The following is a 13,487-nucleotide window of genomic DNA, read 5'->3' on the forward strand; positions in this document are numbered from 1 at the left end:
TAGTATATATTAATGGTTCTTCTGATCCTTTTACCCTTCATAGCCTTCGCTTCAAATTTCCTCTTCTTCAAGGAGACAAAGTATGAAGACATACTTAGGGATATGGAAAGATCGAGAATAATTTACTTAGGCGAGATCCACAACAGGAAGGACGTCCACGATCTTCAGCTTAGGATAATCAAGGACCTTTCCGAGAGGGGTCACGATCTCCTTATACTTATGGAAGCCTTTCAGCAGCCCTTCCAAGATGCTCTCGATGAGTACGTAAATGGTGAGATTGAAGAGAAAGAGATGCTCAGGAGAACGGAGTACAGAAGAAGGTGGAGGTTTGACCCTGAGCTCTACGCCCCTATATGGAGGTTTGCAAGGGAAAGAGAAATCCCAATATACGCCCTCAACGTCCCCACGGAACTCCTTAGGGAAGTTAGGGAGAGGGGATTGGAGAATATTAAGAGCCGCTACCTTCCGAGAAGGATAATGCCGATAAGGGAGAAACACAGGCAGTTCTTGGAAAAGGCTTTAGGAAAGCATAAGAACAGCGATGCGAAAACCTTCTTTGATATACAGCTTACGTGGGACACGGGAATGGCGTACAGGGTGGTGAAGCTCGCCCTCGGCAATCCAGAAAAGAAGCTCGTGGTCATAGTGGGAAGCGGGCACGTTTGGAGAGGCTACGGCATACCCGAGAGGGTGAACTTCCTCATAGGAGAGATCTCTCAGTCGGTTCTATATGTCGATAAGGACGAAGTTTACTTCCTGTTTTCGAAGGACTTTTCCAAGGATAGCTCGTCAACGAACTCCAAGAGCGATCCGAACTGAAGTCCGTAAGAGACCCTCGACACCTTTACGGAAGGGAACCTTTCCTTAATAAGCTTCATAAGGTAGTTGGCGGTAGCCTCCCCTTCGGCGTTGGGGTTCGTGGCAACTATAACCTCCTTCACGTTTCCCCTACCTATCCTCTCAAGGAGTCTGTCTACGGTGAGATCCTGAGGCGATATTCCCTCCAAGGGTGCTATCCTTCCCTGAAGGACGTGGTAAACTCCCTTATACCTCTCGAGCTTTTCTATGGCGTAGGCGTCCTGAGATTCCTCCACAACGCATATAAATCTCTTACTCCTCTTAGGGCTGGAACAGATAGCGCACAGTTCTCTGTCCGTGAGGAGGTAGCACTCCCTGCAGGGTCTCAGCTCATCCCCAGCAATCCTGAGTTTATCTACGACCTCGAGTCTCTCCTCTTTAGATAACTTGAGAAGGTTGTAAACGAGCCTGCTCGCCCCTCTCTCTCCGTAGGTTGGAATCCTCTGAACGAATTCAAGGGCTTCCTTCAGGGGTTTGGGAAATATATCCTCAAAAGCCAAGTCCCAAGCCTCCCAAGAGACCTCCGAACCTTTTATTGAACTCCTCCTTCGCTATGTCCCTCGATATAGACTGGGCTTGATTTATCAATTCGAGAAGGATAGGCTTCAGCTTAGCCCAATCCTTTTTTAGTTCCTCATCTTTTATCTCTATATTTACGATCTCTCCGAGACCGTTGAAGACTATCTCCACACCTTCTCTCTCCAAGATCTCCTTCTTGAGCCTGAGGCTCTCTTTAACTTCCTCAAAACCCTGCTGGAGGTTCTTGAGCTGCTTCATCATGTCGTATATGTTCATAAGTACCTCCTGCCGAGGTTCTTCCTAACCTCGTATATCCTCTGGAAGGTAGTTGCCATACCTCCGAGGAAGATTATCAACAACGCCAAAGGTATAAGGTCGAGTATAACTCCTAAGAGGAGTGTTATCCACCTCTCGGTCCTCTCGAAGACACCACCTATTCCGTAAACACCGAGGGATTCAGCCCTTGCCCTCGTGTAGCTTACGCCGTAGGATCCTAAGAGGGCGAGGAAGGAGAGCCCAACACCGGCGAGTTCTCCCAAATTAGAGTACATCAACCCTAAGGCTAAGAAGGGCATGGCGTCGGAAAACCTGTCCACTGTGGAGTCTAAGAAGGCTCCGAACTCCGATTCGAGACCCCTCCTACGGGCGACCGCTCCGTCTATCGCATCAAGGAGGGCTCCTACACTCAGTAAGAGGAGGGCTATAAGGTTCGCTCCATAATAGAGAAATAGAGAGCCAAGGGCTATCAGGAGGAAACCGGCTAAGGTTATCAGGTTGGGGTGCACTCCCCTGTCGGCTAAAAAATCCACGATCGGATAGAGCGACCTCTCGAAGTAAGGTTTGAACTCACGGCTAACGAAACTCATTACTGGTATTATATAAAACATAAAGTTTAGGAGGTGGATCATGAGAAAAGCAGGTCTCTTTTATTTCTGGGCAGTGCTTTTCTTCTTCATGATATTCTCAAGCGTTGTTTTAGGAAAGGTCAATATGGAAAACCGGCATTTTCTGACCGAGGAGCAGAAGGCTAAGCTTTCGAAACTTTCAATTCCTTTTATAGAGAACAGGGGACAGCACTCAGATAAGGTTCTCTTTTACGCAAAGACCTTCGGAGGAACCGTATTCCTGACGAAGGACGGAGATATAGTCTATAGTCTGCCGAAAATTGAAGAAAAGTCAGCTAAGGGCAATAAACCTGCTATAAAGAAGGGGGTAGCCTTCAGAGAAAAGCTGGTCGGAGCAAAAGGGTTTAATATAAGAGGAGTTGAGAAAAGCGTAACAAAGGTGAATATATTTAAAGGGAAAGATCCCAAGAAGTGGAAGAGAAATCTAAATACCTATAGAACTGTAAGCATCGGTGAGGTTTATGAGGGAATAGAGGTTAGATTAAGAGCTTACGGGAACAATGTGGAGAAGCTGTTTTATGTTAAGCCCGGAGCGGATCCGAAGCGGATAAGGATTAAACTTGAAGGTGTAAAGGGGATAGAAGTAGGAAAGGACGGAAAGCTGATTTTAAAAACAGATCTTGGGGAAGTGAGCTTTACAAAGCCTGTAGCATATCAGGAAGTAAACGGTAAGAGGAAATACGTTGAAGTATCCTATGTGAAGGTTTCAGAGAAAGAATATGGTTTCAGACTCGGAAAGTATGATAGAACAAAACCCGTAATTATAGATCCATTGCTTGCATCTACTTACTTGGGCGGAAATGGTGATGATCAGGTTTATGCAATTACCATAGATGGTTCAGGGAACGTTTACGTGGCCGGATACACCTCTTCGTCAGACTTTCCCACAACAACTGGCGCTTACGATACAAGCCACAACGGTAGCTTTGATGCATTTGTATCAAAATTAAATAATGACCTCTCATATCTTCTCGCATCTACTTACTTGGGCGGAAATCGTAATGATCAGGTTTATGCAATTACCATAGATGGTTCAGGGAACGTTTACGTGGCCGGATTTACCGCTTCATCAGACTTTCCCACAACAACTGGCGCTTACGATACAAGCTACAACGGTGGAATCTATGATGTATTTGTATCAAAGTTGGTTAAGGATCTTTCTTCTGGGACCACTAGTGGAGGATGTTCTATGGCATCAGGAGCACCTCTTGTAAACCTCCTCGCGTGGTTCTTAGTATTAGCTTTCGTAATGTTGAGAAGGTTTAGAAGGGCTTAACTCTTCAGCCCTGGTCCAACGGGTCTTTTTAGACATCAAATATAGAAGAAGTGGTCTGGCAAGAATTTGAAGGAGCGGGACATTATCCTCTTGTTTACTGAGAACAGCATTTTCATATTAAAATCCGTTAAGTGTGTCAGAAGGCAATATCACAAAGCGGAGGATCTAAATGAAACCAACGTGGAAGGCTTTGAGTGTAGAAAACCTAACCCTTGCAGGCGTTTTGCTCGGCATTGTCGCAGGGATATACCTCCCTGAGGTAGTGAAGGACTTCAAGATAGTGGGAGATATCTTCCTCGCCCTCCTGAGAATGATCATAGTTCCCCTTGTCTTCACCTCCGTCTTCATAGCTATGCTCGGACTGGGGGATATATCGAGATTCAAGGATATGGGTGTGAGGACCATAGTTTACTACGTGGCGACGACGAGCCTCTCCGTCCTTACAGGGCTTATCCTTGTGAATCTTCTCGAACCGGGGAAGGGAAACGAGATCGTCCACCACGGGAAGGAAATAGGCGAGCTGAAGAAGTTGAGCATTGAGGACGTGATATGGAATATAGTTCCCACCAATCCCGTCAGGAGCTTTGTGGAAGGGAAGGTCCTCCAGATAATCTTCTTTTCAGTCCTCCTCGGTCTCGCCACCTTGGCTATAAACAAGGAGAAGATGAGACACGTCTTTAACCTCTTCGACGGAGTCAATGACGGGTTGATAAACCTAACGGGCTGGATAGTGAAATTAACTCCCGTAGGTGTCCTCTCTCTCGTGAGCTTTATGGTCGCCGATATGGGTATAGAGGTTTTGCTTTCCCTCTGGAAGTATGCCCTTACGGTCCTACTCGGTCTCCTGATACACGCCCTAATAACCCTACCTGCCCTCGGTTTTATATTCGGGAGATATAACCCCTACAAGTACTTTCTCAAGGTCAGGGAAGCTCCCCTTCTCGCCTTCTCCACCGCTTCCAGCGCTGCTACTCTGCCGGTATCAATGAAGGTTGCTGAGGAGAAGGGAGGTGTGCGTAAGGAAACCGCCGGCTTCGTCCTTCCCCTTGGAGCCACGATAAACATGGACGGAACTGCCCTCTACGAGTCCGTCGCTGCCGTCTTCATAGCTAACGTTTACGGTGTGGAGCTCGGTTTCTCCCAGATGCTCATGATCTTCCTGACGGCCACCCTCGCCTCCATAGGAGCAGCCGCTATACCGGGAGCCGGACTTATCATGCTTACTCTCGTTCTGAGCTCCATAGGTGTGCCCTTAGAGGGTATAGGTCTTATAATAGCGGTGGATCGTTTCTTAGATATGCTCAGGACAGCGGTGAACGTTTGGGGTGATCTCAACGGTGCCAAGATTATAGACAGGTTCGTTAGATGAAAGATCTTTATTATGAGGGGGTGAGAGATGGGACTGAAAGAGCAACTTGTTAGGAAAGGAGAGCTCGTGTGGGAGCTCCCGAAGGGGACGGTGGAAGGGCAGAGGGTCCCGGTAATTCTATACATAAGCGATGCCCTCTTCGAGCTTTTAGAAGAGGATGCGATAAGACAGGCAGCTAACGCGGCGACGCTGAGGGGCGTTCAGAAGGCCGTATATGTCATGCCCGACGTTCATGTAGGCTACGGCTTCCCTGTCGGAGGTGTAATGGCAACCGATACAGAGACAGGAATAATAAGCCCCGGAAGTGTGGGTTATGACATAAACTGTGGGGTGAGGCTCATCGCTACCAACCTCCACACCAAGGAGGTAGCTCCGAAGATAAGGGAGATAATGGAGGAGGTCCTTAAGAACGTTCCCGCAGGCGTGGGATCTACAGGTGATATAAAACTCTCTAAATCGAGCATGGAGGAGGTTCTTATAAAGGGAGCGAGGTGGGCGGTCGAGCATGGCTTTGGTTTCGAGGAGGATCTCGAACACATAGAGAGCTTTGGAGCTCTGCCGGATGCAGATCCTTCAAAGGCTTCCAAGGAAGCTTACGAGAGGGGATCTGATGAGCTCGGAACGGTGGGATCGGGAAACCACTTCGTAGAAGTTCAAATGGTGGAAGAGATCTACGACGAGGAGGTGGCCCAGAGGCTCGGACTCCACGAAGGACAGGTCACTATAATGGTTCACTCGGGCTCAAGGGGCTTCGGTCATCAGGTCTGTACTGATTACCTGAAGGTTGCCGTCAGAGTTCTTACAAAGTACGGTATAGAGCTCCCTGACCCTCAGCTCGCCTGCATGCCCTTCCTATCCAACGAAGGACAGGACTATTTCAAGGCTATGTGCGCAGCAGCCAACTACGCTTTTGCCAACAGACAGATCCTTGGCTTCAAGACGGCGAACACGGTAAGGAGGTTTCTCGGACTCTCCTGGGAGGAATTCGGATACAGGCTTATATACGACCACGCCCATAACATAGCGAAGATAGAGGAGCATAAGGTAGGGAACAAACTAAAGAGGGTGGTAGTTCACAGGAAGGGGGCAACGCGAGCCTTCCCTCCCCACAACCCCGAGGTTCCTCCAGCTTACAGAGAGATAGGTCAACCCGTCATAATTCCTGGCGATATGGGGAGAGCCTCCTACCTGCTCGTTGGCCAGCCCGAATCGATGGAGAAAAGCTTCGGAACGGCGTGCCACGGTGCCGGCAGGGTGATGTCAAGAAGACAGGCGAAGAAGTTCGTTAAAGAGCAGGGTCTTGAAAAGGTGATAGCTGGACTCACCGTAGTCGCACGGGGGAAAGGAACGATAATGGAGGAGATTCCGCAGGCTTACAAAGATGTTTCGGAGGTTGTTAGAGTCATTCACGACCTTGGTATAGCCAAGATGGTCGTCAGGTTAAAGCCCCTTGGAACCCTTAAGGGATAATCTTCCTATGTCCTTGGTGAGTCTCTCCCTCGCCGTGTAGGCACTCTGACCTATCGGACATTCCTTTCTAACCTTCAGGGCCAAGAGTAGAGCAGAGGGGTCTATCCAATCCCTGTCGGTTGGCAGTATTAACTCCTTCCAGTTGTTTCTGTACTTCTTAAAGATCTTCATACCCCGCATAATATTTTATTTATCGGACGGAGCCTCACATATAATAGAGATCATGGTTAAAACGAGGTTCGCTCCGAGTCCGACGGGATTCCTTCACTTAGGGAACGCGAGGACGGCGATCTTCAGTTATCTCTTAGCCCGGCATCACAGAGGTAAGTTCGTTCTCAGGATAGAAGACACCGACAGGGAGAGATCGAAGAGAGAGTACGAGGAGATGCTCCTAAGGGACCTCGAGTGGCTCGGTTTGGAGTGGGACGAGTTCTACAGGCAGTCCGAGAGGTTCGATATATACAGGGAGTATGTGGAAAAGCTCATCGAGAGTGGTCACGCCTACCCCTGCTTCTGTACACCTGAAGAGCTGGAAAGGGAGAGAGAAGAGGCTCAAAGGAAGGGTATAGCCTACAGGTATTCAGGGAAGTGCAGGGTTCTCTCCAGAGAAGAGGTAGAGGAGAGAAAGAGAAGGGGAATATCCTATGCGATAAGGTTCAGGGTTCCCGACGGGGAGATGGTAGTATTTGAGGACCTCGTAAAGGGACCTATATCCATAAACGTGGACGACTTTGGGGACTTCGTGATAGTTAGAAGTGACGGATCCCCTACTTACAACTTTGTGGTTGTGGTGGACGACGCACTCATGGGTATAACTCACGTGGTCAGGGGAGAAGATCACATACCCAACACTCCAAAGCAGATACTCATATATAGAGCCCTTGGCTTCGAGGTTCCCAAGTTCGCCCACCTACCGGTTATCCTCGGGGAGGACAGGAGCAAGCTCTCCAAGAGGCATGGAGCCGTCTCTGTGATGAACTACAGAGAGGAGGGTTACCTTCCAGAAGCCCTCTTCAACTACCTCTGCCTCTTGGGTTGGTCCCCGCCGGACTCCGATAGGGAGATCTTCTCAAAAGAGGAACTCATTGAACTCTTTGACCTGAAAGATGTGAACTCTGCGCCTGCGGTCTTCAACAGGGAGAAGCTAAGGTGGATGAACGGTGTATATATAAGGGAAGTTATATCTTTAGATAGGCTCTACGAGGTGGCTCTTCCCTTCCTCAGGGAAGCGGGTTATGAGGTGGAGGACGAGGCTTATGTCAGGAAGGTCCTCGAGAGGACGAGGGACGCCTACGAGACCTTTAAGGAGATGGTTCACAAGCTAAAGCCCTTCTTCGTGGACGAGTTCGATATACCCGAAGAGATGCTATCTTACCTCGAGGACATGAGGAGCTTCGAGGTCCTGTCCGCCTTTGTGGAGAAGCTTAGGAACAGGGAGCTAAACACTCCCGAAGAGGTAAAAGCCCTCGCAAAGGAGATCCAGAAGGAACTTGGCGTGAAGCCCAAGGAGATATGGCATTCCCTCAGGATAGCCCTCACGGGTCAGCTGGAGGGTGTTGGCATAGACGTCCTTCTATCCACCCTGCCGAAGGAGAGGGTGATATACAGGATAGAGAGGGTTCTTAAGAGGATCAGTTAAGGATCTATACCCTCCTCGGCGTCGGGGGAGATAAGCCAGAAGTTTCCTATATCTTCTATCACTCCCTTAAAGCTAAGGGTCTTCAGAGCCTTCGTTACTGCCTCTCTTGAGGAGCCAACTCACGCTGCAAGATCTCTATGGGTCATCTTCCTGACCTTGTACTTTCCTCCCTCCGTCTCCCCCTTCTCCTTCCCCACCTCTAATAGAAACTTCACTATCTTGCTCTCAACGTTCCTGAAGGCGAGAGCCTCAACCATGTCGTCCGTTCTCCTGAGCCTTGCAACGAGAGCTTTTATAACGTTTATGCCGATGTCCGGGTTCTCCCTTATCATCCTGTAGAGGACTTTCCTGCTAAGGACCGCAAGCCTTGTGTTCTCCTCCGCTATGACGGTGGCAGACCGCGGAAGCTCGTCTATCATACCCATCTCGCCGATGAACTTCCCCGGTCCGAGTTCTGCAAGGACAAGCTCGTTTCCCTGCTCATCGAAAAGCGAAGCCCTCACCTTCCCTTCCAAAACTATGTACATATCGCTGCTCGGTTCCTTTTCGTAAAAGAGGATCTCTCCCGCCGGTAAATCGATCAGCTTGAAGCTGAGGGATATCTTCTTCAGATCCCTCTCTGGTAGGTTTTGAAAGAGAACACTTTTTTTTAGAAAATCCGCTATCTTCCCCGTCTCCCCCATACGGGAAAATTTAGTTTATATTTATCCCTATGCCAAGAGTGATCTACTTCTCTGTTATCAAAGAGAAGCTGAAGAAGTCTGAGGAGGAGATAGATTTTAAGGGAACGGTTGGTAAATTCAGGGAAGTTCTAATAGAGAGGTATCCGGAACTCAAACCCATTTTGGAGAGGGTGAGGTTCGCAGTGAACGAGGAGTACGTGGATGACGACTTCTACTTGGAGGGAGACGAGAGGGTGGCGATAATACCGCCGGTGAGCGGGGGTTGATGAAGAAGGCTCTGATAGTGAGGCTCTCCTCCCTCGGGGACGTTGTACTCACCTCGGTTCTAATAGACCCCATCTTAAAAGCCGGCTACAAGCCGCACCTTCTAACCTTCAAGCCCTACGATACCCTCTTCGAAGATGACTGGAGGGTAACGGTGATAGGAACCTCCAAGGGAGAGATTCTGAGCGGTGCTTTCATCGATAAGCTCAGGGAGTGCAGCTTCGATCTCTTCATCGACGTTCACAGAAATCTGAGAACGTTCCTGCTGAGGAGAAAGCTGAAGGGGAAGTGGCTCGTTTACGAGAAGGGCTCAATAAGGAGGAGACTCGCCGTCAGGTTCCAGAGGTTTAGAAGAACTTACTACGTTACGGAAAGCTATTTGAAAGCTCTGGGCGACATGGCAAACGGCGCCAAGCCACTCCCCAAGATACTGGTATCCGAAGACAGGCTTGAGAAGCTCTCAGAGGTTTTGCCTGAAGGTGATTTTGTAGTCCTCGCTCCGGGGGCAAGGTACAGGAAAAAGAGGTACCCCTACTTTAGAGAGCTTGCCAAGATGGTGAGGGAACACGGTTTCGAGGTGGTCTGGGTTGGAGACAGAAGCGAGGCTGAGCTTGCAGGGGAGGGTATAAATCTGTGTGGTGAGCTGGATCTTCCCGACGTCTTAGGGGTTATAAAGCTCGCGAGGGTATTCGTGGGAAACGATTCAGGACTGCTCCACTGTGCTCGCGCTGTGGGAACCCCCGCCGTTCAGATATTCGGTGGTACACATCCCACCTTCGGCTTCTCCCTTTACCCTTCCGAGGGAAGGGTTATCTTTAAAGGGCTCGAGTGTCAACCCTGTGATATCCATGGGAAGGGGATGTGCAGATTTGGAGACTACAGGTGTTTGGAAATTGAACCTTCCCTCGTCTTTGCTGAGACTCTGAGACTCGTCAGTGAAAAGCCCTGAGTAATCTATAAACTAAAGAGTAAAGGGAGGTGGATCATGGGAGTGTTTGATGTCCTCGTATTAAAAGAAGATTTAAGCAGGACGGAGAAGCTCGTTCTCTTGAGAGAGCTTCTCAAAAGGGAGATGGACGTCCTTAACGAGTACTGCAAGATCAACGACAGGATACCGAAGGAGTACGCTATAGAACTCTGCCACCTTCATAACATAAAGAAGGTGAACATAGCCCGACTACTCTCTATGATAAGGGAGTTCGATCCAAAGTTCATGGAGGCACTCATAAACACGGACCCGAGGGTTAGGAAGTACATATCCTATTACTTCGACTTCATAAAGAAACACCCTTACTTCGAGGAGGTTTTGGAGCCTCAGAACCTCTTCGGGAACTGGGATTACATAAGGTACAAGCTAAAGATCTTCTTCCCAGAACTCACCTTCGAGGAGATAGACAGGTTTAAGTTCAAGCGTAAGGAGTTCATAGACTACGTCCACGAGAGACTGGGGGAGCCGGTGGAGCTGATAGAGGAGAAGCTCACGAGAGCAACTTGGTACGAGACGGTACCTTATCTTGAGCTCGAAAGTGAGATGGACAGGAGGTGGCATCCCGAGCCCATAATGACAGACGAGGACTGGGAGTTCATAAAGAGACACATAAACGGAAGGAAGAACGTGATCGTTAAAGACGATAACGGGAGGGAGAAGTTGGTCTACGTTGAGGTTAACATTCCTGATGAAGAGCTCGATAAGTACAGAAAGGATAGGGAGGGTCTTAAGAAGCTACTTATGGAAAGGTACAACATAGACGAGAGTGGAGCGGAACAGATACTCAGGAAAGCTGGTTGGGAATCTGAGACCTATCACATCATACCTCCCGTTCACACGGACGCTTACCCCGACTACGGTGATACCACTAAGGAAAAAGAGAAGAGGCCGGTAGAGGGGAAAAAGCTTTTCAGTATGGCAGAGCTCGCTGCCCACATCCGTCGCCTTGGAGGCATGGAACTCGAGATGCTCAACTACTGGGAGCTCCTTCACGACCGGCTTCAGGAGGTTCATGACAGGCTCCACCTATTCATAAGGACCAAGAGGAGGCTCCTTGGTAAGCTCTTTGGGATCTATTACACCATCGATCCTGTAATGGCTGAGGCGATCGTAACCTACGACGCGGAGATGGTCGAGAGGTTGAAGGATCTCGTTACGAAAACTGGGGTCAGGGACAAGAAGTTCACCCTTTACGACAACAAAGCTGCGTGGGAGGAGGTTAAAAGGAGAATCATATCTCGCTTCCCCGAGGTGAGCGAAGAGGAGATTGAGAGGTTCAAAGGGAATAGATCTGGCTTTGTCGAGTACTTAACCGAGAAACTGGGTAAAGATAGGGACTTTGTGGACGAAAGACTTGAGGACGCCGGCTGGCTCAGGAGCGAGGAGATTCCCTCCTTTGTCAGGCATATCGGTCCCTGACAGGAATGAGGTGCTTTATAGCGGAGTAGATCTCCAGGGTAGCCCTCGATCTGTTGAGGGTGTAAAAGTGTAATCCAGGGACACCATTAAGTATCAGATCCTCACACTGCCTTATGGCGAACTCCACACCGATCTTTGCCACCTCCTCGGGTCTGTCCTCCACGGGTTCCATTCTCTCGATCAAGGATTGGGGTATGGTCGCTCCACACATGCTCGCGAACTTTTTTATCTGCTTGAAGTTGGTTATGGGCATTATGCCAGGTATTATGGGTATCTCTATGCCGGCTCTCTCGCAGAGATCTACGAATTCGTAATAATACCTGTTTTCGAAGAACATCTGGGTTATAGAGAAGTCTGCACCTGCATCTACCTTTCCTTTGAAGTACCTTACCTCCCACTCCATGTTGGGAGACTCGGGATGACCCTCCGGGTAGCTCGCGACCCCGATGGAGAAGTAGCCTCCGAAGCTCTCCCTTATAAGCCTCACCAGCTCTGAAGCGTATTTACAGGCTCCCTCGGGGGGTCTGAAGTCAGGTCTGTCCCTCGGGACGTCTCCCCTGAGGGCTAAGATGTTGTCTATTCCTATCCTCTTGTAATCTTCAAGTATGTCTATAAGCTCCTCCCTTGTATGGGCTATGCAGGTGAGGTGTGCCATGACGTTTAAACCGATCTCCTCGTGGATCCTTTTGACCACGTTCCTCGTCCTGTCTCTGGTGGAACCTCCCGCACCGTAGGTAACGGAGACGAAGGTGGGACCTAAAGGCTTGAGATCCTTTATTGTCTCGAAAAGCTGTTTTTCACCCTCTGGGGTTTTGGGTGGGAAGAACTCAAAGGAAACGCTGAAAATTCCCTTCCTAAGTATATCCCCTATCCTCACCCCTTAGCCTCCACCCTTCCGAGCATGGTCTCCAGTAGTGCTATTATTTTCATCTTGCAGGGAGCGGGAGCTTTTGTAAACATACCTAAAGCGTCTATAAGCCTGTTTACCTCCTCCTTAGAAGACCCTCTGGCAAAGTTTTCGAGGTATTCGAGAACACCCTCTATCTCGGAAGAGAGTTTCTTATCGGCAAGGATCTCCTCAAGGCTCTTCCCGTCCCTAAACCTCCTGAGAACCTTCATACATTTAACCACGAGATCGTCCCTGAACTCCGACCACCTGAGATCGGAGAACCTGAGAACTATCTCCAAGAAAGCTTCGAAGGTGCTCATGGGTTATAATTCTACCTCGTCCAAGCTCTCTTTCCCGAGGTATATCATAAAGAGCCTGTCAAGACCAATAGAACACCCGGCGCAGGGAGGCATATCCCTGTGAGCTTTTATAAACTCCTCGTCTACGGGAAGCCCTCTTGTCTTCGCCTCCTTTTCGAGCCTCCTCCTCACCTCCTCGGGATCGGTCTCCTCCGTCCATCCGTTGGCGAGTTCCACGCCCTTGAGGAACAGCTCGAACCTCTCCGCCACACCGTCCCTTACCTTCGCAAGGGCACAGAGTTCTTCAGGAAAGTCCTTTAAGAATACAGCCCTCTTCCTGTCTATCCTCCTCTCGAGTTCCAAGAAGGCTCTGAAAAAGAGGGTTTCCCAATCCTCACCCTCTTCGTAATATATGCCGGCTTTCCCGAGCTCCCTCTTAAGATCGTCTCCAGATAGGTCTATCCGAAGGTAATCCCTAAAAGCCTCCTCTACAGATATCTCCTCGAACTCTTCAACTCCGAGAAGTTCCCTAAGGAGATCCTTTATCTCCGAAATGAGATACCTGTAGTCCTGCTCTATTCTGTACCACTCCAACATGTGGAACTCCACTCTGTGAAACCTACCGATTTCGTTGTTCCTGAAGACCTTGGCTATCTGAAAGATGTCTCTCTTATACTTAGCGAGGAGCTTTTTCATAGAGTACTCCGGTGAGGTCTGGAGCCACATAACCTCATTCTCAGCCCCGAATCCGACCTTGACAGGAATAGGCTCCACGTTAGCGTCTAAGTTGGGAAACCTCTGGAGAACGGGAGTTGAAACCTCCAAATAACCACGGCTCCTGTAGAAGGTTCTCACCCTCTCTATGAACTCGTGCCACTTTTCTAACAGCATGACGGGATCTATAATTTT

Annotated in this window: 16 protein-coding genes; 8 read left to right on the forward strand and 8 right to left on the reverse strand. The window is 49.2% G+C overall.

Annotation, left to right across the window (positions count from 1 at the left end; genetic code table 11):
• Positions 1 to 12: 12 nt before the first annotated feature.
• Positions 13 to 819: a ChaN family lipoprotein gene (locus tag ACZ483_RS01700; RefSeq protein ID WP_464324445.1), complete on the forward strand. Its 807-nt coding sequence runs from the start codon at positions 13 to 15 to the stop codon at positions 817 to 819.
• On the opposite strand, the gene recR is transcribed toward ACZ483_RS01700, so the two are convergent.
• From recR to ACZ483_RS01715, 3 genes are read right to left on the reverse strand one after another with little or no spacing between them, the layout of a single operon-like run.
• Positions 750 to 1,358 carry a recombination mediator RecR gene (gene recR, locus ACZ483_RS01705; protein WP_464324446.1) on the reverse strand — a complete coding sequence of 203 codons (609 nt, stop codon included), beginning with the start codon at positions 1,356 to 1,358 and terminating at the stop codon, positions 750 to 752. The two genes, ACZ483_RS01700 and recR, sit on opposite strands and share 70 nt — an antisense overlap.
• Positions 1,348 to 1,653, reverse strand: a complete 306-nt coding sequence (locus tag ACZ483_RS01710; RefSeq protein WP_464324447.1) for a YbaB/EbfC family nucleoid-associated protein — start codon at positions 1,651 to 1,653, stop codon at positions 1,348 to 1,350. Before ACZ483_RS01710 ends, recR begins: the two co-directional genes overlap by 11 nt.
• Complete coding sequence (locus tag ACZ483_RS01715) at positions 1,650 to 2,243, reverse strand: CDP-alcohol phosphatidyltransferase family protein (protein ID WP_464324448.1); 594 nt, start codon at positions 2,241 to 2,243, stop codon at positions 1,650 to 1,652. Before ACZ483_RS01715 ends, ACZ483_RS01710 begins: the two co-directional genes overlap by 4 nt.
• 40 nt (positions 2,244 to 2,283) lie before the next feature.
• Between ACZ483_RS01715 and ACZ483_RS01720 the strand changes: the two genes are divergently transcribed.
• From ACZ483_RS01720 to ACZ483_RS01730, 3 genes are all read left to right on the forward strand, one after another.
• Entirely contained in the window at positions 2,284 to 3,558 is a 1,275-nt protein-coding gene (locus ACZ483_RS01720) for a DUF7948 domain-containing protein (RefSeq protein ID WP_464324449.1), read from the forward strand.
• Between the two features lie 169 nt (positions 3,559 to 3,727).
• The gene (locus ACZ483_RS01725; RefSeq protein WP_464324450.1) at positions 3,728 to 4,927 is read left to right on the forward strand and encodes a dicarboxylate/amino acid:cation symporter; all 1,200 of its coding nucleotides are present in this window, start codon (positions 3,728 to 3,730) and stop codon (positions 4,925 to 4,927) included.
• Between the two features lie 27 nt (positions 4,928 to 4,954).
• A complete protein-coding gene (locus tag ACZ483_RS01730) occupies positions 4,955 to 6,397 on the forward strand; it encodes an RtcB family protein (RefSeq protein WP_464324451.1) in 1,443 nt (480 codons plus the stop codon).
• Here ACZ483_RS01730 and ACZ483_RS01735 read toward each other — a convergent pair.
• Complete coding sequence (locus tag ACZ483_RS01735) at positions 6,368 to 6,568, reverse strand: hypothetical protein (protein ID WP_464324452.1); 201 nt, start codon at positions 6,566 to 6,568, stop codon at positions 6,368 to 6,370. The genes ACZ483_RS01730 and ACZ483_RS01735 overlap by 30 nt on opposite strands.
• A gap of 52 nt (positions 6,569 to 6,620) precedes the next feature.
• Here ACZ483_RS01735 and gltX point away from each other — a divergent pair, with 52 nt between their 5' ends.
• Positions 6,621 to 8,036 (forward strand): glutamate--tRNA ligase, encoded by a 1,416-nt coding sequence (gltX, locus tag ACZ483_RS01740; RefSeq protein WP_464324453.1) that lies wholly within the window; start codon positions 6,621 to 6,623, stop codon positions 8,034 to 8,036.
• Between the two features lie 119 nt (positions 8,037 to 8,155).
• Here gltX and ACZ483_RS01745 read toward each other — a convergent pair whose 3' ends face one another.
• Positions 8,156 to 8,719 carry a Crp/Fnr family transcriptional regulator gene (locus ACZ483_RS01745; protein ID WP_464324454.1) on the reverse strand — a complete coding sequence of 188 codons (564 nt, stop codon included), beginning with the start codon at positions 8,717 to 8,719 and terminating at the stop codon, positions 8,156 to 8,158.
• Positions 8,720 to 8,748: 29 nt separating this feature from the next.
• On the opposite strand from ACZ483_RS01745, the gene moaD reads away from it, so the two are divergent.
• From moaD to ACZ483_RS01760, 3 genes are read left to right on the forward strand one after another with little or no spacing between them, the layout of a single operon-like run.
• Complete coding sequence (moaD, locus tag ACZ483_RS01750; protein ID WP_464324455.1) at positions 8,749 to 8,985, forward strand: molybdopterin converting factor subunit 1; 237 nt, start codon at positions 8,749 to 8,751, stop codon at positions 8,983 to 8,985.
• A complete protein-coding gene (locus ACZ483_RS01755; RefSeq protein WP_464324456.1) occupies positions 8,985 to 9,932 on the forward strand; it encodes a glycosyltransferase family 9 protein in 948 nt (315 codons plus the stop codon). The genes moaD and ACZ483_RS01755 overlap by 1 nt, the downstream gene beginning before the upstream one ends.
• Before the next feature lie 36 nt (positions 9,933 to 9,968).
• The gene (locus tag ACZ483_RS01760) at positions 9,969 to 11,390 is read left to right on the forward strand and encodes a hypothetical protein (protein ID WP_464324457.1); all 1,422 of its coding nucleotides are present in this window, start codon (positions 9,969 to 9,971) and stop codon (positions 11,388 to 11,390) included.
• On the opposite strand, the gene metF is transcribed toward ACZ483_RS01760, so the two are convergent.
• From metF to epmA, 3 genes are read right to left on the reverse strand one after another with little or no spacing between them, the layout of a single operon-like run.
• Entirely contained in the window at positions 11,371 to 12,267 is an 897-nt protein-coding gene (gene metF / locus ACZ483_RS01765; protein WP_464324458.1) for a methylenetetrahydrofolate reductase [NAD(P)H], read from the reverse strand. The two genes, ACZ483_RS01760 and metF, sit on opposite strands and share 20 nt — an antisense overlap.
• The gene (locus ACZ483_RS01770) at positions 12,264 to 12,599 is read right to left on the reverse strand and encodes a hypothetical protein (RefSeq protein WP_464324459.1); all 336 of its coding nucleotides are present in this window, start codon (positions 12,597 to 12,599) and stop codon (positions 12,264 to 12,266) included. Before ACZ483_RS01770 ends, metF begins: the two co-directional genes overlap by 4 nt.
• 3 nt (positions 12,600 to 12,602) lie before the next feature.
• Complete coding sequence (epmA, locus tag ACZ483_RS01775) at positions 12,603 to 13,469, reverse strand: elongation factor P--(R)-beta-lysine ligase (protein ID WP_464324460.1); 867 nt, start codon at positions 13,467 to 13,469, stop codon at positions 12,603 to 12,605.
• Between the last annotated feature and the right edge of the window lie 18 nt (positions 13,470 to 13,487).

Source organism: Hydrogenivirga okinawensis (genome assembly GCF_055385515.1).

Bases quoted from the DNA above. Each gene is read 5' to 3' on its own strand.
- ACZ483_RS01700 (WP_464324445.1), top strand. From the start codon at position 13: ATGGTTCTTCTGATCCTTTTACCCTTCATAGCCTTCGCTTCAAATTTC.
- ACZ483_RS01710 (WP_464324447.1), bottom strand. From the start codon at position 1,653: ATGAACATATACGACATGATGAAGCAGCTCAAGAACCTCCAGCAGGGT.
- ACZ483_RS01715 (WP_464324448.1), bottom strand. From the start codon at position 2,243: ATGAGTTTCGTTAGCCGTGAGTTCAAACCTTACTTCGAGAGGTCGCTC.
- ACZ483_RS01720 (WP_464324449.1), top strand. From the start codon at position 2,284: ATGAGAAAAGCAGGTCTCTTTTATTTCTGGGCAGTGCTTTTCTTCTTC.
- ACZ483_RS01725 (WP_464324450.1), top strand. From the start codon at position 3,728: ATGAAACCAACGTGGAAGGCTTTGAGTGTAGAAAACCTAACCCTTGCA.
- ACZ483_RS01730 (WP_464324451.1), top strand. From the start codon at position 4,955: ATGGGACTGAAAGAGCAACTTGTTAGGAAAGGAGAGCTCGTGTGGGAG.
- ACZ483_RS01735 (WP_464324452.1), bottom strand. From the start codon at position 6,568: ATGAAGATCTTTAAGAAGTACAGAAACAACTGGAAGGAGTTAATACTG.
- gltX (WP_464324453.1), top strand. From the start codon at position 6,621: ATGGTTAAAACGAGGTTCGCTCCGAGTCCGACGGGATTCCTTCACTTA.
- ACZ483_RS01745 (WP_464324454.1), bottom strand. From the start codon at position 8,719: ATGGGGGAGACGGGGAAGATAGCGGATTTTCTAAAAAAAAGTGTTCTC.
- moaD (WP_464324455.1), top strand. From the start codon at position 8,749: ATGCCAAGAGTGATCTACTTCTCTGTTATCAAAGAGAAGCTGAAGAAG.
- ACZ483_RS01755 (WP_464324456.1), top strand. From the start codon at position 8,985: ATGAAGAAGGCTCTGATAGTGAGGCTCTCCTCCCTCGGGGACGTTGTA.
- ACZ483_RS01760 (WP_464324457.1), top strand. From the start codon at position 9,969: ATGGGAGTGTTTGATGTCCTCGTATTAAAAGAAGATTTAAGCAGGACG.
- ACZ483_RS01770 (WP_464324459.1), bottom strand. From the start codon at position 12,599: ATGAGCACCTTCGAAGCTTTCTTGGAGATAGTTCTCAGGTTCTCCGAT.
- epmA (WP_464324460.1), bottom strand. From the start codon at position 13,469: ATGCTGTTAGAAAAGTGGCACGAGTTCATAGAGAGGGTGAGAACCTTC.